The organism is Virgibacillus sp. JSM 102003, assembly GCF_041949995.1.
Taxonomy (GTDB): Bacteria; Bacillota; Bacilli; order Bacillales; family Amphibacillaceae; genus Lentibacillus.
This window is the reverse complement of sequence record NZ_JBHFQH010000007.1, coordinates 159,521-184,713: the sequence shown is the minus strand read 5'-3', so window position 1 is coordinate 184,713 and position 25,193 is coordinate 159,521. Positions and strand designations below refer to the sequence as shown.

The window sequence follows — 25,193 nt, the reverse complement described above, 5'->3', positions numbered from 1 at the left end:
AATGATTTATGGCAAACCAAGCCGATAAAGCCACCATCCGTGAAAATATTGCAAAACAAGCGGAGCGGGAAATTGTAAGCGGTTCATATGTAAATTTAGGAATTGGCATGCCGACAATGGTTGCAAATTATATCCAAGAAGGAAAAGAAGTTGTTCTGCAGTCAGAGAATGGCTTGCTTGGGATTGGCAGATCACCATCACAGGAGGAAGTTGATCCTGATTTGATAAATGCTGGGAAAGAAACCGTTACAGCTTCACTAGGTGCATCTTATTTTAGCAGTGCAGAATCCTTTGGCATGATTCGCGGGGGACACCTGGATCTTGCTATTCTCGGCGGCATGGAAGTTTCCGAAACAGGGGATTTAGCTAATTGGATGATCCCAGGAAAAATGATTAAAGGCATGGGTGGCGCGATGGATATTGTCCATGGAGCTAAGAAAATTGTTATTATCATGGATCATGTCAATAAACATGGCAAGCCCAAAATATTAAAAGCATGCACACTTCCGTTAACAGGAAAAGGGGTGGTTGACCGGATTATAACCGATCGTGCAGTAATAGATGTTACAGATGCTGGTTTGGAACTTATTGAGGTGACGAACGGCTGGACAGTTGAGGAAGTTATTCAATCTACAGAAGCAGAACTTATTGTAAGTGAAAATTTGAAAACGGCATCATTATAAAAAAAACGGAGGGATTCAGATGTTAGTAGATAATAAAGTTGTTTTTATAACAGGTGCAGCAAGTGGAATAGGATACGAGATTGGCGTTGATTTTGTTGAAAACGGAGCAAAAGTTGTTTTCTCAGATATCAACGAAGCAAAAGTAAATGAAGTTACGGAAAAACTGAGTAAAGAAGGGCATGACTGCTTTGGGATAAAGTGTGATGTGACAAAGGAGGATGAGCTCACATCTGCCATTGATAAAACGGTTGAACGTTATGGCAGAATTGACGTCCTCATTAACAATGCCGGGCTACAGCATGTTGCATCAATTGAAGACTTTCCAACTGAAAAATTCGAGTTCATAACCAAGGTTATGCTTGTTGCACCATTTATGGCAACAAAACATGTATTTCCGATCATGAAGAAACAAGGATATGGCCGGATTTTAAATATGGCATCGATTAATGGGTTGATCGGTTTTGCTGGAAAAGCTGCTTATAATAGTTCAAAACACGGCGTAATCGGGCTAACAAAAGTTACCGCATTAGAGGGTGCAGAACACGGAATTACGGTTAACGCTGTATGCCCGGGTTATGTCGATACCCCGCTTGTCCGAAATCAGCTTGAAGATTTGGCAGGTAACCGAAATGTTTCGCTCGAGAAAGTGTTAGAGGATGTTATTTATCCGCTGGTTCCTCAGAAACGCCTATTATCTGTTAAGGAAATTTCTGATTATACAATGTTCCTTGCCAGTGATAAAGCAAAAGGTGTAACAGGTCAGGCAGTTGTTCTTGATGGAGGCTACACAGCGCAATAGGGACGTGGGATCAGGTCACTTGTCCCGGACAGATTATCATACACAGCTCAATAATTAGAATCTGCTAATCTATAAGGAGTGAGAAGATGAACGAAGTATATATTTTAGAAGGAGCACGGACTCCATTTGGAAGTTTTGGAGGTGGCCTTAAAGACAGCGACCCAACGGACCTTGGTGTAACAGCAAGCAAGGAAGCAATAAGACGAAGTGGGATAAGGCCTGAAAATATCGACTTAACCGTGATGGGAAATGTGATTCACTCGTCCAAAAATGCGCCATATCTCGCAAGACATGTTGCGTTAAAAACTGGTATCCCACATGCAAGTCCAGCTCTTGCTGTGAATCGCTTGTGTGGATCAGGGTTACAATCGGTAATTTCTGCGGCGCAATCGATCATGCTGGGTGAAGGTCAAGTGGCAGTAGCTGGTGGAGTTGAAAGCATGAGTCTATCACCATATGCGCTAAGAGGTAGTCGTTTTGGGGCGAAACTTGGAGCACCGCAAATCGATGACATGCTCTGGGCCGCTTTGACGGATGAATATATTGGCGGTGGTATGGGAGTAACGGCAGAAAATCTTGCCGAAAAATACTCTATCTCTCGCGTGGATCAAGATGAATACGCTTACTTAAGCCATCAGCGGGCAGCAGAGGCTAGAAAGCAGGGGAAGTTTGCTGAAGAAATTACACCAGTTGAGGTTAAATCCAGAAAAGGTACTTCTTTTGTTGAGGATGATGAGCAGATCCGTGAAGATACAAGTACCGAAAAACTTGCTAAATTAAAACCTGCCTTTAAAAAGGATGGCACGGTAACGGGAGGAAATGCAAGCGGAATAAATGATGGTGCTGGGGCAGTAGTTTTGGCAAATGAGAAGTTTGTCCAAGAAAACAAGGCTAACCCAATAGCAAAGGTTATCTCATGGGGGGTAGGCGGTGTTGACCCTGCCTATATGGGGATTGGACCTGTTCCTGCAATTAAGAAAGCCTTGGCAAACTCGAATTTATCATTAGATGATATTGACTTAATAGAAGTAAATGAAGCATTTTCAGCCCAATATCTGGCTGTTGAAAAAGAGTTGGGTCTTAATCGGGAAAAAGTGAATGTCAATGGTGGAGCAATAGCGTTAGGGCATCCAATTGGTGCAAGCGGTACACGAGTGCTTTACACCGTTGTAAAAGAATTACAGAGAAGAAATAAAAAATATGGAATAGCTTCGTTATGTATTGGCGGTGGCCAAGGGGTCGCTATGGTTGTAGAAGCAACATAAAATTATGGTTTATATTTCTAGGAGGGGTTTTTGAATGTTTGGTATTTTATTAGGACTTGTCGTATTAATGGTACTAGCGTATCTGGGATGGTCGATTATATGGGTAGCGCCAATTGCTGCCGGGGTAGTGGCAATTACTGGTGGCTTGGATATACTTGAGGCGTACAAAGACACATATATGGGTGGATTTGTTTCGTTCGCAAAAGACTGGTTCCCTGTATTTATGCTTGGGGCAGTATTTGGTAAGTTAATGGAAGATACAGGGATGGCTAGATCAGTTGCCGTTGCGTTTACTAAAGTTATTGGCACCCAGCGTGCGATATTGGGTGTATTGGTTTCAGCAGCAGTATTAACGTATGGAGGCGTGAGTTTATTCGTTGTTGTATTTGCGGTTTATCCACTTGCGTTAACTCTATTCCGTGAAGCCAATATCAGCAGAAAACTGATACCAGCAACAGTTGCGCTAGGTGCATTCACGTTTACCATGACAGCTATACCCGGAACACCACAGATACAAAATCTGATTCCGATGGAGTATTTTCATACGGACGCGATGGCAGCTCCTGTCATGGGGATAGTTGCAGGGATAGTAATGGCTGTTGGTGGTTACTTGTACTTACGCTGGCGTGAAAAAAAGATGACAGCGAATGGAGAAGTTTTTACGGAGCCAAAGGATAATAAGTTTATCAATGTGGAGGGAGATACACCTTCATTTCTGTTATCGATATTACCTCTTTTAACAGTACTAATTACCTTGAATGTATTTGGATGGGACGTTGTAGTGGCGCTGATAGCAGGAATTGTATTAATTATGGCACTTAATATTTCGAAATTTAAAGGATTTGTTAAGACAATTAATGCTGGAGCGGTTGGCTCTGTAACAGCGATAATTAATACCAGTGCCGCAGTAGGGTTTGGTACAGTAGTTAGAGCTGTTCCCGGATTTGAACGGTTAACTGAACTGCTAATGGGAGTAAAAGGTAATCCATTAATCTCCGAAGCAATTGCTGTTAATATACTTGCTGGTGCTACGGGTTCTGCATCAGGTGGTATGGGTATTGCTTTGGAAGCTCTTGGAGATAAGTATTATCAAATATCCCAAAACACAGGTATAGATCCAGAGCAGCTTCACCGGATTGCATCACTTTCGTCAGGCGGACTTGATGCCCTACCGCATAATGGAGCCGTACTGACACTATTCGCCATAACAGGTATGACACACAAAGACAGCTATAAAGATTTATTTGTTGTAGCAGTATTAATCCCAGTAATATCCGTAATCGTAGTAATCCTACTAGCTGCAATTGGTATCTTCTAGGCGGGACAATGGGGTCAGGTTTCTTGTCCCATAGAGTTTCCCGAATAAGAAAAAGATAAGTTGTTTCAATTGATATTTTTATCTGAATAGTCTATATTTTAGGACAAGGAGATGATATTAATGGCAGATTGGCTCACAAGTTTAAAAACAGACACACCTCAAGAAGGGTTCGAACTTGCGATCACACTCTCTAGGAAAGGGGTAGGATACACCCAGACTTCTCCAGATGTTCGTGAAAAATTAAGGGCAGACTACGCAGAAAGTGCAGATAGTTTAACAATGGCCTCACAAGTTATTGCAATACATTATCAAACAGTTGCTGCAGCAAATAACTATTGGAAATAAGAACATATCTAAGGACCGGGCGGCATTTGCCCGGTCCTTTCTGTGGCAGTTAAGAAATTCTTTATTGCACAAGCGCAAACTAGTGGTTACACTCCATGCCTGGCAGCTGGTGAGTATAGTCCAATGCCAGGCATTTTCTGTTGAGTGGGACAAGGAACCTGACCCCACTGTCCCTCATTCTTCAAACATTGCGCTGACATTTGGGTTTTCTTTTTTGGATTGGTCTGTTACTTCAAATGATGGTTTTTGGCTGAAATTAAAGATGGATGCGATGATGTTTCTTGGAAATGTTACGAGATAGGCATTGAAGTCCGCTACTCTGGCATTAAAAGTTCTTCGTTGCGCCTGAATATTTTCTTCAATATTTGTAATTCGATTTTGCAGGTGATTATATTGAGAGGTGAATTTGATATCGGGATACGCTTCCAGCCTGCCTAACAGTGTATTTACAGAGCCTTCTAACCGCTCAGAATCTGCCAATTTATCTTCCACGTTTTTAGTTGAATTACGATTAACCTGTGAACGTAAAGCAGTTACTTCCTCAAGGAGTTCTTTCTCATTTTCCACAGCACTTTTCGTCGTTGAAATTAAATTAACAATTTCATCCGCCCGATTTTGTAAAAGTACATCCATATTGGAAAAGGATTGTTCCACTTTTACTGCACCTTTTTTAACGTTATTGTACGTGATAATGATATAGAGAAGAAGCAGTGTAATTACACCAATGATAATAAACATCGTCATGACGTTTCACCTCATTTAAGCCTTATTCCATAGCTTTAAGTTCAGATCTAACTCTTCCACTAGCATTAATGCCTGATTAATATCTTCAAAATAATTATAAATCGATTCCTTATCAGCCTTCTTGTCGATATTAAATTCGAAATGGTCCTGGAGCGTGTTTAATAAGAAATACATTTTCCCATCCTTAAATGAAAAATAAGGAACAATCTTTTCAATAGTTTTAGCGACGATTTTTAGGTGCTGATTTGGTATACGTTCTTTTGACCTTTCTTTTACTCCATCTGCCAAGGTCAACATTTTTTCCATGAAGCCTGGTGTTAAAATATAGCGTGCTTTTACCTCATCTGTTGTCTTAACCGCAAATCGCTCATTAAATTCCACGTTGTCAAGCTCGATTTCTTCAAGCTTAGGCTGCTTATGAAATATGTCCAGTTTTTTAAAGTCGAAAAACAAATCTTTTCTTGGTGCGATGACAGTAGTTCCTTGGAAATCTTTATTAAAATCAACATCAAAGAATAATCCTTGAAAGATGACGGTTTCTTGTTGGTGTCCATCGGTATCTGACCATACGTCTATAGCTGTCACTTCTGAAAAAGCGATATCTGTTTTGGGGCTCTTTTCCGGTTGCAAATTTTCCTCACTTCGTTCCAGACTGGAAGTAACCTGTTTTATACTTTCCGGGGAAGCATTTTGTGTTGCTAATTCATGTTCCTTCTCGGTTTCAGGCTGATCCTGATCATAGACACTTCCCCAAATCAAATCGTCTCCGAGGTATTTATCTGGTTTCTTTGGGAAAACCCTAGTATCTAAAAATGTTTCTTTCGGTATATGTTTTTCTGGTGCATATTGGAACTCCGGGTTAATAAATGTTACAACCTTACGTACAATTCGTTGCTTCATGACACCTTCGTATGACTTGTATGTTTTGGATAGCTTACTAAATCCAATAATCAGTACGACAAAGGTCGCAATAAAAAAAGCAATGAAATAGTCAGAGAAAATCAGGCCAAACACAATAGGAATTAACGCAGCTACTGCAGTTATTTTGGCTTGTTTATTACGCCTCTTCTTTAAATTATTCCTGTTCGCTTCTAATTCTTCAATTTCTCCCTTTATTTCTTCTTCATAAAATTGATCGAACTCTTCTCTTGTTTTTGAAATCTTTTTCACAGTACATTCCCCTCATTTATAGGTGACATATCTATAACTACATCATACAGAGGGAAAATAAAAACGTATATTATACTCTGGTATACAATTTTAGCCAATGGAGCAAAATGAAATAAAGCGGGTTTCAAAGGAAAGGAGCTAATATAATTGAATGATGCTATTAAAGCAACTATTGAAAAAATACTTCAGGATAGCCATGTTGGGCCGATGGCTACGGTACAGAATGATAAACCGCATTCCAGGTATATGACTTTTTTTCATGAAGACCTGAAACTTTACACAGCAACAAGTAAAGAAACACATAAAACTAAAGAAGTTGAAAAGAACCCTTTCACACACATTTTACTTGGATATGATGGCGAAGGGTTAGGTGATGAATATGTGGAATACGAAGGAAAGGCTGCCATCAGCAATTCCAAAGAGCTGAAAAAGAAGCTGTGGATTGATGATATGAAGCATTATTTTGATGGACCTGATGACCCGAATTTCATTGTTCTCAAGATCGAGCCAGTTCAAATTCGCTTGATGAATAAAAAAGGTAAAGCGCCTAGAGTGCTGGAATTATAAAAAAAAGCAAGCTATTTCACTGCGAGATAGCTTGCTTTTTTTATAAACAATAGCAGTGGGGGAGGAGAGGTCTATTCTGATGAATCCTCATTCCGTTATCCATTACAAAAACCTTGTTTCAAGCGTGGTTATGAATCCTCATTCCGCTATTTGCCATTTTGAGCCCTATTTTCCATGAAATTTGTACGATTAGCGGAATGAGGATCCGCTTCATCCCTGTTTGCGCAGTTTTTTAGTCGTTTAGCGGAATGAGGATTCACCTTGTATTTCGGATTGGAAATATTTCATCGAGTGGGTTCTGTCTGACAGCATAACAACTATATTTTTCCATTTGTAGGATTGCAATAAAACCGTCTGGATAGTATAGTAAAAGATGTAAGTAGTTCAATTAATGAAAAAAGGTGAATGGAATGGGTCGAAATTCGAGAAAAATGGAAATCTTAAATGCTGCCTCAAGAGTTGTCAGTAAGCATGGTATCTTTGATTTAACTCTAGAGGCTGCAGCTAAAGAGGCAGGTATAAGTAAGGGTGGCTTGCTTTATCATTTCCCCTCAAAAGAAGCATTGGTTAAGGGGATGGTTGATCACCTTACGAATAATTATCGGGAGAAAATAGCTGATAATGCTACTGCTGATCCAAATGATAAAGGGAAATGGACACGTTCCTATGTTGATGTCACATTTAATCAGACATATCAAAATAAAGATATGAACTCGGGATTATTAGCTGCCAAAGCTGTTAATGAAAAATTACTAGATCCAATTCGTGAACTGTATTCCGAGTGGCAGGAAGAGATAGAAAACGATGGAATTGACCCAACCAAGGCAACCATTATCCGACTGGCCACGGATGGAATATGGCTGGCGGAACTTTTTGATATATATCATATTGGCGAAGAGAAAAAAGAAATCGTATATAAAAGATTAATTGAATGGGCGAATGAAACTAAAGAATGAACCATCTTTTATTCTAAATTTTATAAAACCTAGAAACCTTGTTACATCAGAGGATTTAGGTTTTTTTAATGTTTTCTCAAAAAGAATATTCGACAATTTTTTCTAATTATCCGGTTGCAAACAAACCGTCCAGATGGTATAGTATCACTTGTGATTATGAACCGTCCGGATGGTACAGTATTTAAAACTTATTACATAAAAGGAGAATTTGATGCGTAATAAAGTCATGTTAACTGCAGCTGTTACTGGTGCTGGTGATACAACGGGAAAAAGCAGCCATGTTCCAGTAACACCTAAAGAAATTGCTGAAGCGGCTATTGAATCTGCTAAAGCTGGGGCAACAGTAGCCCACATTCATGCCCGTGATCCTAAAACTGGTGGTATAAGTCATGAGGTTGATCATTACCGCGAAATCGTTGATCGCATTCGCGAATCAAAAACAGATGTAATCATTAATATCACCTCAGGTGGTGGCGGTGACTTCATTCCAAGCTTAGACACGCCTGCTGCTGGTGGAAACGGAACAGACATTCAAACACCTGAACAACGTCATAAACCGGTAGGAGAATTGCTTCCGGAAATGTGCACCCTCGACTGTGGCACTACTAATTTTGGCAACATGATTTATATGAGTCCAACCGATTGGCTGAGAGATCAGGCGAAACTTGTCCAGGAAAGTGGTGTGAAGCCTGAGCTGGAATGCTTTGATACAGGTCATCTTCGTTTTGCCAATCAATTAGTCAAAGAAGGGCTTATTGATGGTGACCCAATGCTTCAATTCTGCTTAGGTATTCCCTGGGGAGCGGCTGCAGATGTAGAGACAATTCACTATTTGAAGAGTCGTCTGCCGGAAAATGCACATTGGTCAGCATTTGGAATTGGACGCATGCAGCTTCCAATAGCAGAAGAGACAGCAAAGCTAGGAGGAAATATCCGCGTGGGCCTTGAGGACAATTTGTATCTTAAAAAAGGTGTTTTTGCACGTAACGATCAGCTTGTTGAAAAAGCAGCAAACATGCTGCAGGAAAATAATATTGAAATTATGAAACCAGAAGAAGCACGCCTTCAACACGGTTTAAGAACCCCTTGAGGAGGAAATGACAATGCATGGAAACGACCAACGAATAGAAAAACTAGCTGTCATAGGCACAGGGGTAATCGGTAACGGATGGATCACCCGTTTTTTAGCTAAAGGGTATGATGTAGTTGCTTTTGACCCGGCAGAGGGAGCTGAAGAACGCACGCACCAGAGCATTAAACGTGCGTGGGAGTCGATGGAGAAAATTGGCCTTGCTGATGGTGCATCACCTGATCGCTTAACATTCGTTCCTACTGTAGAAGAAGCTGTTAAAGATGCATATCTGATTCAGGAAAACGTCCCGGAACGAGAAGATTTGAAAAAAAGCGTACTGGAATCAATTGATCAGTATGCAAAACCAGATGCGATTATCGGGTCTAGTACATCCGGTATAAAACCAAGTACATTACAGGAAAATCTAAAGCATCCTGAGCGTTTAATCGTTGCACATCCCTTTAATCCAGTTCATATCCTGCCGCTTGTCGAACTTGTTGGAGGACAATCAACAGAACAATCGATAATTAATCAGGCGGTTAAATTCTATGAATCTATTCAAATGAAGCCATTAGTTGTACAAAAAGAAATTGAAGGACATGTAGCAGACCGTTTAATGGAAGCGCTGTGGCGTGAAGCCTTGCATTTAGTTAACGATGGCATTGCGACAACGGAAGAAGTTGATGCTGCAATAGTTTACGGTGCTGGCTTACGCTGGGCACAAATGGGGCCATTCCTCACATTTCATTTGGCAGGTGGAGAGCAGGGAATGCGTCACATGCTAGAGCAATTCGGCCCGGCATTAAAACTTCCATGGACGAAATTGGAAGCACCTGAATTAACCGATGAATTGAAAGAAAAAGTTGTTGAAGGCTGTGAAACGCATGCTGGCGATAAGTCTGTCGCAGAGTTAGAAGATAAACGTGATGAATTTTTGGTGAAACTCATGGATCTTGTTGAAGAATATTGGCCAGAATCGAAAGGTCTTGCTACGAGTGGAAAATAGAGAGGAGCATGATCATGTTTAGTTACCAGGATTATGTCCGTACTGATTGGGTTGACTATAACGGTCACATGAATGACTCTGCCTATGCGAACGTATTTAGCAATGCCGTTGACCGTTTTATGGATTTTATAGGATTGGATGAAGATGGACGAACTAACTTGTCCTATACGATTTTTACGCTAGAAACACATCTTTGCTATCTCAAGGAAGCGCATCAGGATGAAAAACTTAGTGTTTCTATTCAATTGTTGGATATTGACAGCAAAAGAGCCCACGTATTTTTTGAAATGAAAAACAATAATGAAGCTTTACTTGCAACTAGTGAGCAGATGCTGATGGGAATGGATACGCAGCAGGAAAGACCAGCACCATTTCCAGAGCAGGTAGCAACTGAAATCGGGAAAATGTGGGACAAGCATAAACACTTAGAACCCCCCAAACAAGTTGGAAGACGTATATGTATAAAGAAATAAAAAGCATAGAAGGAGGAGAATTTATATGAATAAAATAGAAGTTAATAATCTAACAAAAATATTTGGTTCTCATCCTCAACAAGGGCTGAAACACTTGGATAACGGAAAAACGAAAGATGAAATTTTGGAAGAAACAGGAATGACTGTTGGGGTGAACCAGGCTTCCTTTGCCGTAAATCCAGGAGAAATATTTGTCATTATGGGTCTTTCCGGAAGTGGAAAGTCCACGTTAATCAGATTAGTCAACAGATTAATAGAGTCAACTAAAGGCGAAGTATTCATTGATGGTGAGGATGTCACCAAAATGGATAAGAAACAGTTAGTCAACACAAGAAGAAAGAAATTAGGAATGGTATTTCAGCGGTTTGGCCTGCTTCCACACCGTTCTGTCCTCCATAATGTCGCTTACGGTTTGGAAATTCAGGGGGTCAGTAAAGAAGAGCGTAAAGAGAAAGCTATGAAGACCATTGATGATGTTGGTTTGAAGGGTTATGAAAATAGTAACCCAAATGAACTGAGTGGGGGTATGCAGCAGCGTGTCGGACTAGCCCGTGCGCTTGCCAACGATACTGATATTCTTCTGATGGATGAAGCGTTCAGTGCATTAGATCCGATTATACGCACTGAAATGCAGGATGAACTTTTGAAATTGCAGAACAAATTGGAAAAGACAGTGCTATTTATAACCCACGATTTAGATGAGGCATTGAAACTTGGTGATCGCATTGCAATTATGAAGGATGGCAAAATCGTTCAAATTGGTACTGCAGAAGAAATTCTGGAAAATCCGGCAAACGACTATGTTTCACAATTTGTTAAGGATGTTGATCGCTCTAAAGTTTTGGAGGCATCACATGTCATGCGAAAACCAGAAGTGCTGCTGTCCTATAAAGATGGTCCACGTATGGCAGTTCGGAAAATGGAAGAAGTTGGAGCATCCAGTATTTTTGTTGTTGATAAAGAAAAGAAATTTAAAGGACTATTGACAATCGATGATGCGATAAAAGCATATAAAGAGGATATTTCGATGGAGCAGTTTCTGATCGGTGATGTTCATACTACTTCTCCGGATACACCACTGGATAATCTGCTTGGCGTTGCAGCTGATGCGAAGTATCCGATTGTGGTACTGGAAGATAACTACTTATTAGGCATCATTTCCAGGGTTTCGATTCTTTCTGGTTTAGTCCTTGGTAAAGAAAAAGATGAGGAGGTTACAACATGAATTATTTTAACTTCCCATTAGAGCAATGGACAAATTCTTTCGTAAATGATTGGTTATTACCTGAGTTAAGTGGATTTTTTGACCAAATAAGTGTGGTCTTAAGTTCATTTGTAGAGGGGGTTACAAAACTTCTGGTTGCAATTCCTCCAGAGATTATTACAATTGTTCTCTTTTTACTTGCCTGGAAACTTTCTGGAAAAGGTTTGGCACTGTTCACATTGCTTGGCGGACTGTATATGGGTTCTGTTGGCTTGTGGCCAGAATCTCTGCAGACACTTGCAATTGTGATCGTTTCCACGATTATATCTGTAGCCATTGGGGTACCACTTGGTATTCTAAGTGCAACAAATAACGTCGTAGATCAGATTACTAAACCGGTTTTAGATTTCATGCAGACACTGCCGATATTTGTTTACTTGATTCCGGCTATTTTGTTATTTGGACTTGGTGGAGTTCCAGCGGTAATTGCAACATTTGTTTTCGCGGCACCTCCAGCTGTCAGGTTCACAAGTTTGGGTATCAAACAAGTCCCAGGAGAAGTTGTCGAAGCATCCAGAGCATTTGGGTCTACAAGGAAGCAATTATTGTTAAAAGTACAGCTTCCGTTGGCAGTACCGACAATCATGGCCGGCGTGAACCAGACAATTATGCTGTCGCTGTCAATGGCAGTTGTAGCATCCATGATCGGTGCACCAGGGCTTGGTGCTCAAGTATTGAGAGGGATATCCACTGTTAACGTTGGTCTTGGTTTAACAGCAGGACTGGCCATCGTTGTTTTGGCAATAATCTTAGACCGATTAACACAAAGTATTGGAGAGAAATTATAAACAAAAGGGGAGAGATTATCATGAAGAAAATTTTATTAAGTTCATTGACAGCACTATTGCTATTAATGGTGGTAGGTTGTTCATCAGATTCAAGCAGTGAAGCAAGTGCAGATGATCAAAACACAGAGGGAAATGAAACGAAACAAACGATTACATTTGGAGTTACACCTTGGACAAGCACAGTGCCTCCAACAGAAATTGCTCGCATTATAATTGAAGATATGGGCTATAAAGTTGAGGAAACACAAGCTGATGCAGGCAGCGTATATGTGGGTCTTTCTCGAGGCGATATTGATGTATTTATGGATTCATGGCTTCCTGCCCATAATGTTTATCTAGAAAAATACTCTGAAAACATTTCCGACACAGCAGTCAGCTATGATAATGCTGATGCTGGCTGGGTAGTACCAAAATACATGGAAGATGTCAATTCAATTGGAGACTTAAAGGGGAAAGAAGATAGTTTTAACAATGAAATGTATGCCATTGAAGAAGGAGCAAGTGCAACAAAAATTATCGATGAAGCTATTAAGGGATATGGACTCGATATGAAACAAATCAATTCATCTGAAGGCGGAATGATGGCACAGGCAATGCGTAAAATGCAAAGCAAAGAACCGGTTGTATTTTACGGCTGGCGCCCACATACAATGTTCAATAAATTTGACATCAAGATGCTGAAAGATCCAAAAGGATTTTTTGATACGGCATCAGTACACGTTATTACAAATAATCAATTGAAAGAAGATGCCCCGGATGCTTATAAATTTTTAAGTAATTGGAGTATTCCAATTGATGATGTGGAAACGATGATCGGTAAGATTGAGGATGAGGGCATGAAGCCCGAAAAAGTAGCACAAAACTGGATTGATAATAACCAAGATAAAGTAAATAAAATGCTGGGTAAATAAACCAGAAATATGCCTTGTGCTGATTGAATATACGTTCAGCACAGGCATTATTCTTAGCAGTAAGAAAGTATAACTACTTTCTTACTGCATAAGTGCAACAATGGCATTCAACAAAAGGCTTGCACTCCAGAGTATAAGGGGTTCTAAGAAAGCAAAATACGCTTTCATAAGATTCCCTTTAACGAATGCCAAGTTTTCTAATAGTGAGGTGTTTAGTATGGTAAACGTTAAAGAAAGCAACCAGATCATTGTTGACAGGGAAGTACCTTGTACCGTACGGGATGGAATTAAGCTATATGCTAATATATACCGCCCAAATGATGGTGAGACCTATCCAGTCTTATTATGCAGGCTGCCATATAATAAAAATCTTCCTGACTTTTCGCATCGGTACATAGATCCAATCAGAACGGTAATGAACGGTTTTGTTGTGATTATCCAGGATGTACGGGGACGATTCGCATCAGAGGGAGAATTTGTGCCCTTTGAACAAGAGGCAGAAGATGGCTATGACACTGTCGAATGGGCAGCTCGGCTCCCATATTCGAATGGAAATGTAGGAATGTTCGGACTATCCTACTATGGCTTTACGCAGCTGTACGCAGCGCTTGAAAAACCACCATCTTTAAAAGCTATTTTTCCTGCGATGACTGGAAGTATTTCCGGAGAAGCATTCAGCAGAGATGGTGTGTTTAATTTTGCATCAGCAGAGACGTGGATTCTGGATTCCGTAGCACCTGATTATCTAAAACGGAAACAGGACAGCAGTAAATATGCCGAAACAATCCAAGAAATTATCAGTGACCTTGATGAGATCGAAAAATGGCATGACTTTAAGCCGGTAAATCAATGGCCGCCAGTCATGAAACATCCGGAACTGAGAGACTTATTCGGGAAATATCTTAATAAGGTATATCTGACGGAATCACTCTCAAAAGGATCATTCAACTCAGAGGATTTAAATTTGCCTGCCTATCACCTGGCTGGCTGGTATGATAACTTTCTGGGACCAACTATCAAAAACTTTCAGGATATGAAAAAGTCGGATCACAATCAGAAATTAATCATTGGACCATGGGGGCATGGGGCATTTAATTCTGAAATCGGTGAACGCTCATTTGGCATTACTAGTTCAGGTCTGTCAATTGAAGGCAAAGAGGATATTACATCACTTCATATAAACTGGTTTGACTATTGGCTTAACCAAGACAATACTGTTTTACCAGAAGATGACGAGCCAATTAAGCTATTTGTAATGGGAACTAATCAGTGGCGTTCTGAAAAAGAATGGCCATTAAAACGGACAAACAATACACCATTTTATTTTCATAGTGATGGAAAAGCAAACTCTAATATGGAGTCAGGGACTTTGACTACAGTTCCGCCTGAAGCAGAACAAGCCGATCAATTTGTTTACGACCCAGAAAGTCCAGTTCCGACTAACGGCGGCAGTGTCTTATTTTACAATGGCAAAAATGCTGGACCTCGAGACCAAAGCGTAATAGAACAGAGGAAAGATGTGCTTGTCTATTCGTCTGCCCCAATGGATACACCTATAGAAGTAACAGGATGGGTGAAAGTTGTGTTATGGGCGTCAACGGATGCACCTGATACAGACTTTACAGCGAAACTTGTTGATGTATTTCCAGATGGAACCGCCTATAATCTTACGGACGGAATAGTTCGTGCATCGCATGTAAATGGGCAGGGAAATCTTAGTGGCAAGACTGTAAAATATGAAATAGATTTATGGGCAACAAGTAATGTATTCTTGCCTGGACATAAGATCAGGGTTGAAATCTCTTCCAGTAACTATCCGTGGTATGATGTTAACCCAAATACGGGTGAAACTACGCTGGATACATCAGAAATGGTGCAGGCAACACAAACAATAGTCCATGACAGCGATCACCCATCGCATGTCGTATTGCCAGTGATCCCGGCTAAGTAAATATTAGCAATGAAAAACGCTCAGATGGATTCTGAGCGTTTTTTATTGGAACTAGAAAAGAGTACACCTTGCTTGCCTTTTGTGGCGGATCCTCATTCCGTTATCCATTACAAAAAACCTGTTTCAAGCATGGTTATGAATCCTCATTCCGCTATTTGCCGTTTTGAGCCCTGTTTTCAATGAAATTTGTGCAATTAACGGAACGAGGATCCGCCTCATCCCTTTTTGAGCAGTTTTTCGTGCATTTAGCGGAATGAGGATACACCTTGTATTTTGGAGTGGAAAAACGCCACCTCTAAACGTTATTCCAATCGTCTGAATCCCTCTTGATGGAGATAGTCAGCCGCTGCATTATACGTTGCATGGGTTCCGTCTAAGTCGTCCCCAGCATAGATATTCCAAGCATTATAATCGTTGGTTAACATTAATGTCTGGTTTTCAGGATTTATCCATGTTTCTTCAATAAGCTCGGATTCTGACAGCGAATCAATTGATTGTTTTATCACTTTTCGAAGTTCCTGTTCTGTAAAGTCACGGATATTTACCATGCCTTTCGAATCGATCTGGTAGTTATCATCTATTTCTTCAGCGTAAACAAAGCCGTTTCCGTTTGGATGGAGCCGATATACTACTATTTTTTTATCCAGTACACTTTCTTCAAAATGGAAATTGACACGACCAAGTGAAACATCGTGACGCTGTAATTCAGGAAATGATTCAATAATTGCTAGTTTTTCTTCAAATGTAAGCATGAGACCTCCACGGTGAGTATGATTTAAATTCACACCTATTATACCACTGGATTTTTTAAAAATACGAATGATTCGGATTTGACCAGGCAAACAACGCTTCCTCATCTAAAAGAGATGACAGCCGTTATCAACAACTGAAAATTCAAGGTCCGGGAAATATGTTTGACGTTAGTATAAATGGAACTGAAACTTTTAAAGAATGAAGGCTGAGCACTGATAGTAGTAAGAATGATGGTAGACAAGTCAGATAAATTAACCTCTCTGATCAGAGGACAATTTGACAAAGTTATATAAACCTTCTAAACTAAATTATGCAATATGAACTTGTTCATTAAAAAAACATGTTCATTAAATGAATGGATTCAAAATTAATTAATGAATCTCTATGTAAACAACAAGATGAGGTTTACAAATCATAAAAATCCAAAAGGGGGGACTAGTTTGATTGAATTAAAGAACATAGGAAAAACGTTTGATGATGGATTTCAAGCATTAAAAGATATTAATTTAACATTTGAAGAAGGAAAAATAAATGTATTAATTGGTCCAAGTGGTTGTGGGAAAACGACAACTATGAAACTGCTGAACCGATTAGTAGATTATACGCAAGGCGAGATTCTGATCGATGAAGAAAATATTAAAGACATTAACCCAATTACCCTTCGCCGCAAAATGGGATTCGTTATCCAGAATATTGGCTTATTCCCTCATATGACCATTTACAATAATGTAGCAACCGTCCCAAAACTATTGAAATGGGAAAAGAAAAAAATCCGCAGCAGAGTTGTTGAGCTGTTGGAAATGGTCAATCTTGATCCAGAAACGTATATGCAACGCTACCCTTCAGAACTAAGTGGTGGTCAGCAGCAGCGAATTGGTGTTATTCGTGCTCTTGCTGCAGAGCCTTCTACCATTTTGATGGACGAGCCTTTTAGTGCTCTGGACCCCATCAGCAGAGAACAATTGCAAGATGAACTACTTCGTCTGCAATCTGAAATCAACAAAACGATTATATTTGTTACACATGATATGGATGAAGCGATAAAAATTGCTGATCAAATTATTTTAATGAAGGATGGGGATATTGTCCAAAAAGGTTCTCCACAGCAAATTTTAGAGAACCCGGAAAATGATTTTGTGAAGGATTTTATCGGAGAAAAAAGATTGGGAATGGAAAGAAAAATGCCACAGCTCAATGCGTTTACAGCCAAGGATTATATTTCGGTTTCGGATGACATGTCGGTTGAGTCAGCGATGGATAAGTTGATTGCCAATCAAACAGCTGAAGCCCCTGTTGTGAAGCATGATGGAAGTTATAGAGGTGTAATTAACCTGTATGAGATGCTGGCCAAAAAGGATCAGAAACTGCAGGATTTCATTAAGCAAACAAACTCGGTTATCACGGAGGAAGAAGAAACGGAAAGTGTCTTAAAGAGACTTGACGAGATGCAAGGATCTGTCCCAATTATCTCTACTGATAATGTACTCGTTGGTATTTTGGATAAAGATAAGTTGCTGCAGGCTTTGAAGGATGTAACAGAAGGTAAGAGTGGTGTTGCCTAAATGGAATTGCTATCAGAGTATTTGAGATATTGGTCTGAAGATTATTCATCCATTTTAGAGTACATGTATGAGCACATTCTTATTTCCTTTACCGTGATCATCTTATCAGTTGCTATAAGCATACCATTAGCTATTTATATGACGAAAATGAAGCGTAACAAAATCAAGAGTCTTATTTTTAACATTGCTAATGTGTTTCAGACAATACCAACCATTGCCATGTTAGCCATTATGATTCCTTTAATGGGGATTGGCTTCACCCCCGCAGTAGTGGCTTTGTTGTTATATTCATTGCTGCCGTTGCTGCGGAACACATATTCAGGTATGGAGTCTGTTAGTTCGGAAATTATTGAAGCAGCAAAAGGAATGGGGTTCGGTACATTTCAGAGGCTGTTCAAAGTTGAATTGCCTGTTGCTTTTCCTTACGTTATGTCCGGAATACGTGTAACTGCTGTTTATATCATTAGCTGGACAACACTAGCTGCATTAATTGGTGCAGGCGGATTAGGTGACCTTGTACTGGCAGGTATTGGCTACAATGATCAATATATGATATTCACGGGCACGATATTGGCTATCGTAATTGCAGTTTCACTGGATCTTGTTTTAGGCAGAATTGAAAAAATAGTAAAAAGAGCTTAAGAAAAGGGGAGTTATATATGAAGATAAAAAGTTTTTTAGTCGTAAGTTTAGTTGCTTTAATGTTACTGATTACAGGATGTGGAGATGAGAGTTCAGCAGATGGTGGAGAGGTATTTACTGCAGCTGCCGCCAAAAATACCGACTCTAAAATAAATGTACAGATACTAAAATTACTAGTGGAAGACCAAACAAGTCATGAAGTAGAGATTGTTCAAGATCTTCCAGCGAGTGCTCAAATTTTTGCTGGAATTGATCGTGGAGAATTTGATTTTGCTAACTTATTTTCTGGTGAAGTATATAACAACTATTTTGATGATGTAGAGTATTCAACCGATCCTGGTAAAACGTTGAAGCAAGCCCAGAAATTTTTTGGTGAAAAGTACGATATCAAGTGGTATGACCCAGTTGGCTTTATTAACAACTACAGTATTGCAGTAAACAGAGACTTTGCAGAAAAAAATAATGTAGAAAACTTAACACAATTAGAAGAATATGCAGATGAAATGGTATTAGGTACTGATAACGCCTGGATTGAACGTGAAAATGACGGGTATGAAGGTTTTAAGGAAACATATGGCTATAAATTTGCAGAAGCACGCGGAATGGACGTTGCATTAATGTATGAAGGAATTGCAAACGGTGATTTGGACGTTGTAACTGCCTATACAGTAGATCCGCAGTTAAAAGAGTATGACTTGAAAGTCTTAAAAGATGATAAACATTTCTTTCCACCATACGAGGCTTCTTTAGTCGCACGAAATAGCGTGATTGAAGAATATCCGGAAATTGATAAAATCATTGAATCTACAGTTGGGCTAATCTCCACAGAAGAAATGACCGATCTAATATATGAAGTGGATATTGAAAAGAGAAGTATTAAAGAGGTATCAGAGGAATTCTTAAAAGAAAAAGGAATGTTAGACTAAGAAAAGGTGAATAAACATGGAGTTCATTAGTAGACTTGTCCAATATATAATTGAAAACTACAGTGAATTGTTATCTCTATCGATAGAACATTTATTAATGGTCGCCTATGGCATAGGGCTGGCACTGGTGGTTGGCGTACCACTTGGCATTATTGCTGCAAAGTTTGAGAAGCTGGCACCGGTTATCATCTCACTTACCAATATATTGCAGTTGATACCTAGCTTGGCTATGCTGGCAATATTAATGCTCTATTTAGGCTTTGGGTTTGAAACAATTGTCGTTGGTTTGTTTTTATATTCCTTGCTTCCTATAGTGAAAAACACCTATGTTGGAATTAAAGAAGTAGATGACAGTATTACAGAAGCGGGAATTGGCAACGGGATGACGACGCTTCAACTACTGTTAAAAATTCAATTTCCCTTATCTGTTCCGTTCCTGTTGGCTGGGGTAAGACTGGCTGCGGTGATCGCTATTTCTGTCGCTACACTTGGCCCCTACGTTGGAGCGGGTGGCTTAGGAAAAGAGATCATTTCCGGGATTAGTCTCCAATCAGATGTAAAGATTTACGCTGGTACCATTATTGCTACTCTAATGGCGATTATAGCCGATATTTTACTAGGGAAAATCGAAGGAAAAACGAAACGTCGGCTTGCCTAAGCTGCAGAAATTTCGTGAATTGGAAAGATGAAGAAGCCCCTTGGTTGTCTTGACCAGGGGGTTGTTATAAGCAGTTAAGGAATTATAAATCTATTCCTTACTGCAAAAATGCAACTAAGGCTTTCACCATAGTGGAAAAATAGATTAAATAAAATTTTTGAGGTGTGTGGCTAATGAATGTAAAAAGAAAAGAGATTCAAACGGCTAGAATGTGGCGTTTTTTTCTTGATGCAACTTCAGAGCTCATTGAAGAGAAGGGTTTACACCATATAACTATCCGGGAAATTGCGGATCGTGCTGGGTATACGAGCTCTACAGTCTACAATTACTTTCGGGATTTATCTCATTTGAAGTTTTTTGCTGTCATGCGTGATACGGATAAATACTTAAAAGATCTGCCTGGTTATATGGAAAAGGGCAGTAATACAATTGAAAAATGGCTGTATGCATGGGAATGCTTCTGTAAACATTCCTTTCAACTACCTGAGGTGTATTCCCTTCTCTATATCGAAAACCTTGGTACTATTCCAGAGGAACTTATGCAGAATTATTATCAGGTTTATGCAAATGAATTAATAAATCTTTCTGAAGAAGTGCAGTCCATTATCACACATCATAATATAGCTACCCGAAGTTCTCTCTATATTCAAAGTGCTAAAGAAGAAGGGTTTATCCAGGAAGAGGATATTCCGTATATCGCTGATATGACTATGCTGATCTGGACGGGGATGCTAACAAATCTCCTCAATTTACGGAGAAATGTTTCAAAAGAGGAAGCTGCAAAACAAACAATGGATTATGTATACAAAAGTATTATGTCTACAGTCGTTCCGGAAAAAAGAAGTGAGGTCAACTATGTATATGGTGACCGTAATGAAAATGGAAGCAGTACATCTTAGAGGAGTGGAATGAATTGGTTTTTAATGTAAGTGATTCAAATAATAGAAAAACAATAACAGAATTTCCTAGAGAGATAGAAAAGAAGGATCATGTATGGATTCCTATGTCTGATGGGACAAAATTAGCAGCAACAATCTGGCTGCCAAAAGATGCAGCGGAGAATCCCGTTCCAGCTATTTTGGAATATCTGCCATATCGAAAAGATGATTTCACAGCAATTCGCGACTCGATTCGTCACCCTTATTTTGCCGGACATGGGTATGCAAGTATTCGAGTTGATATCCGTGGAACTGGTAATTCAGATGGTATTTTGCCAGATGAATATTTGAAGCAGGAACATGACGATGCATTGGAAGTGTTCGATTGGATTAAAGAGCAGTCATGGGCAACAGGTGATGTTGGTATGATCGGGAAATCCTGGGGCGGCTTCAATGGGTTACAGGTTGCTGCAAGACAGCACCCAGCCTTAAAAACAATTATTACATTATGCTCAACTGATGATCGTTATGCAGACGATGTTCATTACCGCGGAGGAAATATATTGGCATCGGATATGCTCTGGTGGGCATCAACTATGTTCGCTTACAGTGCTCGTCCACAGGATCCAGAAGTAGTTGGAGAAGGCTGGAAAGAAAACTGGCTGGAGCGGTTGAAGACGACACCATATGTTAATGAATGGATGAGTCACCAAACAAGAGACGACTATTGGAAGCATGGGTCGATAAATGAGGACTACTCGGATATTCAGATTCCAGTTTTTACTGTTGGTGGATGGCAGGATGGCTATACGGATGCAGTCTTTCGTCTAGTTGAAAATCTTCCATATGCTAAAGGATTGATTGGACCATGGGCTCACGAATATCCAGAAGTTGCAACGCCAGATCCGACCATTGGTTTTCTGCAGGAATGCCTTCGCTGGTGGGACCAATGGTTAAAAGGGATTGACACTGGAGTTAAGGATGATCCGAAATTTATAACCTGGATACAGGAGAACGAATTACCGGAAGTTAACTATGATGAACGGCCTGGAAAATGGGTAGTAGATTCGTCATGGCCTTCAAAAAATGTTAATGAAAAACATTTCTGGCTTCATGACGGAAAACTGGAATCTGAGCAGAATTCTAATGAAAAGGTAATTGTGCCAAGCGTTCAGGAACACGGATATTATGCAGGTGTATTTTGTCCATTTGGTGAACCAGGTGACTTACCGTCTGATCAGCGATTCGAAAACGGAAAATCAGTTGTTTTTACAACGGATCCTTTTAAGGAAAGTTTTGATATGCTAGGGCATCCGATGTTTGACATGGAATTTACAACAGATCAGGAAAGTGCTCTTGTTGCTGTCAGGCTTTGTGATAAGGCACCAACGGGAGAATCTACTTTACTTAGCTGGGGAATGTTAAATTTAAATCACCTTAATTCCCATGAGCATCCAGAAACTTTGGAACCTGGAAAGAAATATCAGGCGTCTATTAAACTGGATAGTGTTGGCCAAACCATTCCAGCCGGGCACTCACTGGAAGTAGCTATATCACCAACGTATTGGCCGCAAGCTTGGCCATCGCCAAAGCCAGTGACACTGGAAATTTATGCAGGGGAATCAACGAAAGTAAGGCTGCCAGTCCGTACACCACAGCCGGAAGTGGATGGTGCAGTTCACTTTGACTCTCCGGAAACGGCTCAAGTGATTGACAGAGAAATTCTCAGAACCGAAAATCGGACACGAAACATCTCGCATAATACCATAACAAATGTATGGCAGCTTGAAGACTTTTCAGACGAAGGAGAGCGTTTGCTGCCTCATAACGGGTTGAAGCATGGAAGTCTAAATAAAAATACTTACACGATTCAATCTGGCAATCCATTAGCTGCCAAGGCACAATGTGAGTGGGAGCTGACAGTTGGACGAGAAGACTGGGAAGTAAAGCTAATCACCAATAGTGAGATGACGAGTGATCATGATACATTCTATCTAACAAATACAATGACCGCTTTTCATAATGGAGAACAATGCTTTCAAAATACCTGGAACAAAGAAATACCAAGAGTTTATCAATAGAATAGAGGCAGTAAGGAGAATAGCGCCTGTCATCCGGAACTTAATTGTTCCAGATGACAGGCATTTTTTTTGGATAGAGGGGTCAGGTTCCTCGTCCCAGCGTATCCTACGGGGGCGCGAGCGGGACAAGGAACCTGAACCCAATGTACCGCCAAAAAGAAGGAATAACCATGAGTGTTGTCGAATAATTAAAGAAAACATCACTTTAATTATGCTGGAGGATACGTATGAAAGTTTTGGAATTGAGTAATGTCGAAACGCACCTAGGCGGCAGTACACTGCTCAGCGATATTTCGTTTGCTGTGGAGGAATCGAGTGTAGTGGCACTGGTTGGACATAATGGTGCGGGTAAATCGACATTAATGAAAACAATATTAGGTGAACTGGAAAAAGCGAAAGGTGAAATTACCATTAACGAAACGTCAACACAAGACGAGGATTTATTAACATATAAAGAGCAAATTTCCTATTTGCCGGAAGAACCTCTTTTACTGACAGAGCTTACTGTCATGCAGCATTTTCAGCTTTACGCCATGAGTTATGGGGTAGAAGAGGCAATAATGGAGGAGAAAATAAATACGTATACCACAGGCTTTGAACTGGAGGACAAACTAAACGAATATCCAGAATCATTATCCAAAGGTATGCGTCAAAAAGTGCAGACCATCTGTGCGCTGCTTCCGGATACACCGCTGCTGTTAATCGATGAACCTTTCATGGGGCTTGATATCTACGCGATGGATTATCTGGAGGAATTGATTCAGGAAAAAGCCAGGAGCGGAACAGCGGTATTATTGACATCTCATCAGCTGGAGCGGGTAAAGGATATTGCAGATACATATATTATGCTGCAGCACGGGGAAGTGCTGGATCAAGGCCCGGTAGGTGATTTTAAAACAATTAGACGGAGGAAGCATGATGATCACTAGAAAGACAGATCTTCGTGCATATTGGTTAATCCGCAGGGGCCGTTTCGCTAAAAAGAAAAAGGTTTACAAACAAGTAGCAGCAGTAGTAATTGATCCAACGACAGCCATTTATGTTGCCGCATTAGTTGGTTACCTAGTGGTGAGTTTATTTCTAACCGGTAATATCACCGAGGAGCTCGCGCCGTTTTTTGCTTTCGTGAAAGAGAATGCGAGTAAAGGCTATTTGCTCTTATTAAGTGTGCTGCCAATCCGTTACATCGTTAGATCTTTCCAGCATCCAGGTATATTATTTTCCACGTCAGAGTACCAGTTGGGATTGCTGCCATTTAGAAGAGAAAAAATTTGGGCATTTCTATTGGTGGAAAAATCACTTAAGGTCCTCTTATTTTTCGGCTCATTAGCAGCACTTCTTATTTTTGTAACACCGATTTCAAGTTCATTAATTACCTCGTATCTAACACTAATTGCTGTGTATGATCTGGTAATGGCAGTGCCGCAGTGGAAACTGTTTCAACAGCGCTTTTGGATAAAAGCTGTTTGGCTGCTTCTTTTTATTTTAAGTAATCTCACTGGAGTTATGCTGGAATCAGAATTGATTGGACTCATGCAGCTTGTATTGATCATTCTTGCACATATCGTTTTGCTGCCTCGTCTATTCAAGGGAATAAATTGGGAGCGTGTAACTGAAATCAGTGATTACTATATTTGGAACATGCTCGTGGTCTCAAAAGTATCTCAAACCAAATTTAAAAAGAAAAAGTCCTATAGTATTCTTCAAAACTCAGCGAGGCGAAAGCGTTCTTTTGCTACTATATTCTCTATCTACCATAGGCTTTGGCAGCTGTACCTTGTCAAAAACCTTGGTGTAATTTTTCAGGTGATCGGTGTAATCCTGCTGATGCTGGTTGCGTTTCAATTTTTCAAGGAATGGCTTTATTATATTGGAATGGCAGTTGGCATTCATGTTTATACAGCCCTGTGCACCAATTTATTTCATAATCGTTTTCAAGCAGACGTTGTCGAAGTGCTTCCGTGGGATCTTGCTATGTATAAACGGACATATTTCAAGTGGATGGCAATGGGTGGTGGGCTCTTATTTCTGCCCATCTTTTCATACTTCATCAGGCATTGGGACGTATGGGCTCCTTTTCAGTTAATGTTCGTAGTTTGCGTTTTCTTATATGCGTACCACGTGAACATGGATAAAACAATCATTCTGCTGGCTAAAAAATCTGGATTCCTTCAATTGCGGGAGGGGTTAAGTCTTGTGTTCATTATTTCAGTTGCAATCAGCCATATACTGCCAGTAATTTCGCTTACAGCTTTAGGAATTATCCCGGCTTTATATTTTCAACTGCGAAATAATAATGATAATGGTCCCAAATCTATTACTTAGGTTTGGGATTTTGTATTTGTAGGCAAAAACAGTATTCATATCGTGTCCTCATGATT

General features: G+C 40.0%; 25 protein-coding genes. 22 read left to right on the top strand and 3 right to left on the bottom strand.

The window, feature by feature from the left end; all coding sequences use genetic code 11:
- The first annotated feature begins 8 nt into the window (after positions 1–8).
- The 5 genes from ACE1TG_RS10180 to ACE1TG_RS10160 all read left to right on the top strand — a co-directional run bounded on the left by ACE1TG_RS10180 (position 9) and on the right by ACE1TG_RS10160 (position 4,410).
- Entirely contained in the window at positions 9–683 is a 675-nt protein-coding gene (locus tag ACE1TG_RS10180) for a 3-oxoacid CoA-transferase subunit B (RefSeq protein ID WP_375052268.1), read from the top strand.
- Between the two features lie 19 nt (positions 684–702).
- A complete protein-coding gene (locus tag ACE1TG_RS10175; protein ID WP_375052267.1) occupies positions 703–1,482 on the top strand; it encodes a 3-hydroxybutyrate dehydrogenase in 780 nt (259 codons plus the stop codon).
- Positions 1,483–1,568: 86 nt separating this feature from the next.
- Positions 1,569–2,747 carry a thiolase family protein gene (locus ACE1TG_RS10170; RefSeq protein WP_375052266.1) on the top strand — a complete coding sequence of 393 codons (1,179 nt, stop codon included), beginning with the start codon at positions 1,569–1,571 and terminating at the stop codon, positions 2,745–2,747.
- Positions 2,748–2,781: 34 nt separating this feature from the next.
- The gene (locus tag ACE1TG_RS10165; RefSeq protein ID WP_375052265.1) at positions 2,782–4,065 is read left to right on the top strand and encodes a GntP family permease; all 1,284 of its coding nucleotides are present in this window, start codon (positions 2,782–2,784) and stop codon (positions 4,063–4,065) included.
- Positions 4,066–4,185: 120 nt separating this feature from the next.
- Entirely contained in the window at positions 4,186–4,410 is a 225-nt protein-coding gene (locus ACE1TG_RS10160) for a hexameric tyrosine-coordinated heme protein (protein WP_092493726.1), read from the top strand.
- A 174-nt stretch (positions 4,411–4,584) separates the two neighbouring features.
- On the opposite strand, the gene ACE1TG_RS10155 is transcribed toward ACE1TG_RS10160, so the two are convergent.
- Together ACE1TG_RS10155 and ACE1TG_RS10150 are read right to left on the bottom strand one after the other, a co-directional pair.
- Positions 4,585–5,154, bottom strand: coding sequence for a LemA family protein (locus ACE1TG_RS10155; RefSeq protein WP_375052264.1), 570 nt, complete (start codon positions 5,152–5,154; stop codon positions 4,585–4,587).
- A 15-nt stretch (positions 5,155–5,169) separates the two neighbouring features.
- Entirely contained in the window at positions 5,170–6,324 is a 1,155-nt protein-coding gene (locus ACE1TG_RS10150; protein ID WP_375052263.1) for a DUF3137 domain-containing protein, read from the bottom strand.
- 147 nt (positions 6,325–6,471) lie between these two features.
- On the opposite strand from ACE1TG_RS10150, the gene ACE1TG_RS10145 reads away from it, so the two are divergent.
- From ACE1TG_RS10145 to ACE1TG_RS10105, 9 genes are all read left to right on the top strand, one after another.
- Complete coding sequence (locus ACE1TG_RS10145) at positions 6,472–6,891, top strand: pyridoxamine 5'-phosphate oxidase family protein (protein ID WP_375052262.1); 420 nt, start codon at positions 6,472–6,474, stop codon at positions 6,889–6,891.
- Between the two features lie 431 nt (positions 6,892–7,322).
- Positions 7,323–7,847 carry a TetR/AcrR family transcriptional regulator gene (locus ACE1TG_RS10140; protein WP_375052261.1) on the top strand — a complete coding sequence of 175 codons (525 nt, stop codon included), beginning with the start codon at positions 7,323–7,325 and terminating at the stop codon, positions 7,845–7,847.
- Positions 7,848–8,058: 211 nt separating this feature from the next.
- A complete protein-coding gene (locus ACE1TG_RS10135) occupies positions 8,059–8,937 on the top strand; it encodes a beta-keto acid cleavage family enzyme (RefSeq protein WP_375052260.1) in 879 nt (292 codons plus the stop codon).
- A 13-nt stretch (positions 8,938–8,950) separates the two neighbouring features.
- Positions 8,951–9,925, top strand: a complete 975-nt coding sequence (locus ACE1TG_RS10130) for an L-carnitine dehydrogenase (RefSeq protein ID WP_375052259.1) — start codon at positions 8,951–8,953, stop codon at positions 9,923–9,925.
- Positions 9,926–9,939: 14 nt separating this feature from the next.
- Positions 9,940–10,398 (top strand): thioesterase family protein, encoded by a 459-nt coding sequence (locus ACE1TG_RS10125; RefSeq protein WP_375052258.1) that lies wholly within the window; start codon positions 9,940–9,942, stop codon positions 10,396–10,398.
- A gap of 25 nt (positions 10,399–10,423) precedes the next feature.
- Positions 10,424–11,623, top strand: coding sequence for a quaternary amine ABC transporter ATP-binding protein (locus ACE1TG_RS10120; RefSeq protein WP_375052257.1), 1,200 nt, complete (start codon positions 10,424–10,426; stop codon positions 11,621–11,623).
- Positions 11,620–12,450, top strand: coding sequence for an ABC transporter permease (locus ACE1TG_RS10115; RefSeq protein ID WP_375052256.1), 831 nt, complete (start codon positions 11,620–11,622; stop codon positions 12,448–12,450). Before ACE1TG_RS10120 ends, ACE1TG_RS10115 begins: the two co-directional genes overlap by 4 nt.
- A gap of 20 nt (positions 12,451–12,470) precedes the next feature.
- Positions 12,471–13,361: a glycine betaine ABC transporter substrate-binding protein gene (locus ACE1TG_RS10110; protein ID WP_375052254.1), complete on the top strand. Its 891-nt coding sequence runs from the start codon at positions 12,471–12,473 to the stop codon at positions 13,359–13,361.
- Positions 13,362–13,578: 217 nt separating this feature from the next.
- The gene (locus ACE1TG_RS10105) at positions 13,579–15,312 is read left to right on the top strand and encodes a CocE/NonD family hydrolase (RefSeq protein WP_375052253.1); all 1,734 of its coding nucleotides are present in this window, start codon (positions 13,579–13,581) and stop codon (positions 15,310–15,312) included.
- A 302-nt stretch (positions 15,313–15,614) separates the two neighbouring features.
- Here the strand turns inward: ACE1TG_RS10105 and ACE1TG_RS10100 are convergent, their stop codons facing one another.
- Positions 15,615–16,064, bottom strand: coding sequence for a hypothetical protein (locus ACE1TG_RS10100; protein ID WP_375052295.1), 450 nt, complete (start codon positions 16,062–16,064; stop codon positions 15,615–15,617).
- A 441-nt stretch (positions 16,065–16,505) separates the two neighbouring features.
- Between ACE1TG_RS10100 and ACE1TG_RS10095 the strand changes: the two genes are divergently transcribed.
- The 8 genes from ACE1TG_RS10095 to ACE1TG_RS10060 all read left to right on the top strand — a co-directional run bounded on the left by ACE1TG_RS10095 (position 16,506) and on the right by ACE1TG_RS10060 (position 25,137).
- Entirely contained in the window at positions 16,506–17,627 is a 1,122-nt protein-coding gene (locus ACE1TG_RS10095; protein ID WP_375052252.1) for a betaine/proline/choline family ABC transporter ATP-binding protein, read from the top strand.
- Positions 17,628–17,648: 21 nt separating this feature from the next.
- Complete coding sequence (locus ACE1TG_RS10090) at positions 17,649–18,269, top strand: ABC transporter permease (protein WP_375052251.1); 621 nt, start codon at positions 17,649–17,651, stop codon at positions 18,267–18,269.
- 17 nt (positions 18,270–18,286) lie between these two features.
- Positions 18,287–19,195, top strand: a complete 909-nt coding sequence (locus ACE1TG_RS10085) for an ABC transporter substrate-binding protein (protein ID WP_375052250.1) — start codon at positions 18,287–18,289, stop codon at positions 19,193–19,195.
- A 16-nt stretch (positions 19,196–19,211) separates the two neighbouring features.
- Positions 19,212–19,853, top strand: a complete 642-nt coding sequence (locus ACE1TG_RS10080) for an ABC transporter permease (RefSeq protein ID WP_375052249.1) — start codon at positions 19,212–19,214, stop codon at positions 19,851–19,853.
- 173 nt (positions 19,854–20,026) lie between these two features.
- Entirely contained in the window at positions 20,027–20,752 is a 726-nt protein-coding gene (locus tag ACE1TG_RS10075) for a TetR/AcrR family transcriptional regulator (protein ID WP_375052248.1), read from the top strand.
- Positions 20,753–20,766: 14 nt separating this feature from the next.
- Positions 20,767–22,812: a CocE/NonD family hydrolase gene (locus tag ACE1TG_RS10070; RefSeq protein WP_375052247.1), complete on the top strand. Its 2,046-nt coding sequence runs from the start codon at positions 20,767–20,769 to the stop codon at positions 22,810–22,812.
- Between the two features lie 227 nt (positions 22,813–23,039).
- On the top strand, positions 23,040–23,741 hold the full coding sequence (locus ACE1TG_RS10065) for an ABC transporter ATP-binding protein (protein WP_375052246.1): 702 nt from the start codon (positions 23,040–23,042) through the stop codon (positions 23,739–23,741).
- Positions 23,731–25,137: a hypothetical protein gene (locus ACE1TG_RS10060; protein WP_375052244.1), complete on the top strand. Its 1,407-nt coding sequence runs from the start codon at positions 23,731–23,733 to the stop codon at positions 25,135–25,137. The genes ACE1TG_RS10065 and ACE1TG_RS10060 overlap by 11 nt, the downstream gene beginning before the upstream one ends.
- The last annotated feature ends 56 nt before the right edge of the window (positions 25,138–25,193 follow it).

What these genes read in the sequence shown, in the direction of transcription:
- ACE1TG_RS10075 (WP_375052248.1), top strand. Translation starts at nt 20,027, where the DNA reads ATGAATGTAAAAAGAAAAGAGATTCAAACGGCTAGAATGTGGCGTTTT.
- ACE1TG_RS10160 (WP_092493726.1), top strand. Translation starts at nt 4,186, where the DNA reads ATGGCAGATTGGCTCACAAGTTTAAAAACAGACACACCTCAAGAAGGG.
- ACE1TG_RS10085 (WP_375052250.1), top strand. Translation starts at nt 18,287, where the DNA reads ATGAAGATAAAAAGTTTTTTAGTCGTAAGTTTAGTTGCTTTAATGTTA.
- ACE1TG_RS10115 (WP_375052256.1), top strand. Translation starts at nt 11,620, where the DNA reads ATGAATTATTTTAACTTCCCATTAGAGCAATGGACAAATTCTTTCGTA.
- ACE1TG_RS10135 (WP_375052260.1), top strand. Translation starts at nt 8,059, where the DNA reads ATGCGTAATAAAGTCATGTTAACTGCAGCTGTTACTGGTGCTGGTGAT.
- ACE1TG_RS10080 (WP_375052249.1), top strand. Translation starts at nt 19,212, where the DNA reads ATGGAGTTCATTAGTAGACTTGTCCAATATATAATTGAAAACTACAGT.
- ACE1TG_RS10155 (WP_375052264.1), bottom strand. Translation starts at nt 5,154, where the DNA reads ATGACGATGTTTATTATCATTGGTGTAATTACACTGCTTCTTCTCTAT.
- ACE1TG_RS10175 (WP_375052267.1), top strand. Translation starts at nt 703, where the DNA reads ATGTTAGTAGATAATAAAGTTGTTTTTATAACAGGTGCAGCAAGTGGA.
- ACE1TG_RS10110 (WP_375052254.1), top strand. Translation starts at nt 12,471, where the DNA reads ATGAAGAAAATTTTATTAAGTTCATTGACAGCACTATTGCTATTAATG.
- ACE1TG_RS10125 (WP_375052258.1), top strand. Translation starts at nt 9,940, where the DNA reads ATGTTTAGTTACCAGGATTATGTCCGTACTGATTGGGTTGACTATAAC.
- ACE1TG_RS10180 (WP_375052268.1), top strand. Translation starts at nt 9, where the DNA reads ATGGCAAACCAAGCCGATAAAGCCACCATCCGTGAAAATATTGCAAAA.
- ACE1TG_RS10130 (WP_375052259.1), top strand. Translation starts at nt 8,951, where the DNA reads ATGCATGGAAACGACCAACGAATAGAAAAACTAGCTGTCATAGGCACA.
- ACE1TG_RS10105 (WP_375052253.1), top strand. Translation starts at nt 13,579, where the DNA reads ATGGTAAACGTTAAAGAAAGCAACCAGATCATTGTTGACAGGGAAGTA.
- ACE1TG_RS10140 (WP_375052261.1), top strand. Translation starts at nt 7,323, where the DNA reads ATGGAAATCTTAAATGCTGCCTCAAGAGTTGTCAGTAAGCATGGTATC.
- ACE1TG_RS10060 (WP_375052244.1), top strand. Translation starts at nt 23,731, where the DNA reads ATGATCACTAGAAAGACAGATCTTCGTGCATATTGGTTAATCCGCAGG.
- ACE1TG_RS10100 (WP_375052295.1), bottom strand. Translation starts at nt 16,064, where the DNA reads ATGCTTACATTTGAAGAAAAACTAGCAATTATTGAATCATTTCCTGAA.
- ACE1TG_RS10165 (WP_375052265.1), top strand. Translation starts at nt 2,782, where the DNA reads ATGTTTGGTATTTTATTAGGACTTGTCGTATTAATGGTACTAGCGTAT.
- ACE1TG_RS10170 (WP_375052266.1), top strand. Translation starts at nt 1,569, where the DNA reads ATGAACGAAGTATATATTTTAGAAGGAGCACGGACTCCATTTGGAAGT.
- ACE1TG_RS10065 (WP_375052246.1), top strand. Translation starts at nt 23,040, where the DNA reads ATGAAAGTTTTGGAATTGAGTAATGTCGAAACGCACCTAGGCGGCAGT.
- ACE1TG_RS10120 (WP_375052257.1), top strand. Translation starts at nt 10,424, where the DNA reads ATGAATAAAATAGAAGTTAATAATCTAACAAAAATATTTGGTTCTCAT.